At 59.9% G+C, this 1286-nt stretch carries 3 protein-coding genes; all 3 read right to left on the bottom strand.

All coding sequences use genetic code 11. From position 1 onward, the window contains the following. Positions 1-294 (bottom strand): ATP-binding cassette domain-containing protein (locus CW742_RS13625; protein WP_292421301.1); only part of this gene is annotated, 294 nt, incomplete at its 3' end. An 83-nt stretch (positions 295-377) separates the two neighbouring features. Further along, complete coding sequence (locus tag CW742_RS13620) at positions 378-872, bottom strand: HEAT repeat domain-containing protein (protein ID WP_292421298.1); 495 nt, start codon at positions 870-872, stop codon at positions 378-380. Continuing rightward, positions 862-1209: a hypothetical protein gene (locus CW742_RS13615; protein ID WP_292421296.1), complete on the bottom strand. Its 348-nt coding sequence runs from the start codon at positions 1207-1209 to the stop codon at positions 862-864. Before CW742_RS13615 ends, CW742_RS13620 begins: the two co-directional genes overlap by 11 nt. Positions 1210-1286: the final 77 nt, after the last annotated feature.

The following is a 1286-nucleotide window of genomic DNA, read 5'->3' as shown; positions in this document are numbered from 1 at the left end:
GGTGAAGTCGACATCGAGGTTGGTCTCCTGCGGGACGACGCCAAGCTTTCCTTTGATCGTGGCGGGATCTGTGTCCGGGTCCATGCCGAGGACCCGGAGCGTGCCTCCGGTCCGGGGCGAGATGCAGGTGACCATCTTCATGGTCGTGGTCTTGCCCGCGCCGTTCGGGCCGAGAAAGCCAAAGATCTCGCCGCGGTTGACCGTAAACCGGATAGATTCCACGGCAATTGTTGTTCCGTAGGTCTTCTTCAGGTCGCAGGCTTCGATGACAGGAGGTACGGGGGAGTCGCTCATTGGTATGGAGAATTGGCCGGGATAAATAAAAAACCCGGCCACTTGTTTTTATAAATTATCCGGTTGACCGGCCGGGGGGGTCGTCACCGTCTCCTTTTCAATCGTGCAAGGGCATCTTCGGCAGCCTCCCTTACATCAGAGAAGGTATCGCATTTCAAGGATTCGAGCGGGAGAATAGCCTCCACTGCCATCATCCGTCCCAGGACGGTGGCAGCGCCGATACGGACCGTCCGGTCAGAATCTGCAAGCGAGCTGATGAGAGCCTCGGCTGCCGCTGGATCGCCAAGCATGCCCAGCGCAGCAACGGCTCCCGTCCGCACGGAAGGATCGCTATCCTGGAGCAGCGGGACGAGTGAGGGTACGGCAGCTGCATCGCCAATGCGGCCCAATGCATGCACGACCTCTGCCCGAACTGCCGGGTGTGGGTCGGAGAGAGCTGTCTGTAATGCGGCGATCGCACACTGGCTTTTTCTCAACCCGAGTTTCCGTGCAGCACTCCGTCTTGCCGCAACAGAATTTCCGGCAAGGTTGAGGACTTCTCTCTCATTGCTGTTCATGGACCGATCGTCAGCGCTCACACTCGTACCCGGACTCGTAGGCCCGGGTCACCTTCTGCGCTGCTTCCGGTGAGACCCGGTCGTGCACGAGGGCAACGAACGCCTCGATGTCCTCGACCGGGAGGCAGCCCATGCTCTCCGTCCCGTCTTCGATGACCCTGCACAGGTACTCGAGTTCTTCCGTGTTCAGGAGGCCGATGCGACGGGCAAAATCCGCCCCGTCGCCGGAGAAGTGGTTGGAGACCGGGGGCAGGATTGAGTGGAACAAATGGCCCGAACCCGAGCAGGTGAGGTCACCGCATTCGGGTGCCAGTTTCTTTAAGATGGCGATGTCTCGTTCGTCAAGTTCGCGGGGCATGGAAAGGCACGTCCGGTCAATTATTTGCCGGGCTTTGGAATAAACGTGCGGGAGGGGCAGCGGTCGCTGTCACGATC

Source organism: Methanoregula sp., assembly GCF_002835825.1.
GTDB lineage: Archaea > Halobacteriota > Methanomicrobia > Methanomicrobiales > Methanospirillaceae > Methanoregula.
The sequence above is the reverse complement of the archived record's forward strand: the minus strand, read 5'-3'. Positions and strand labels throughout refer to the sequence as shown.

Bases quoted from the DNA above. Each gene is read 5' to 3' on its own strand.
- CW742_RS13615 (WP_292421296.1), bottom strand. From the start codon at position 1,209: ATGCCCCGCGAACTTGACGAACGAGACATCGCCATCTTAAAGAAACTG.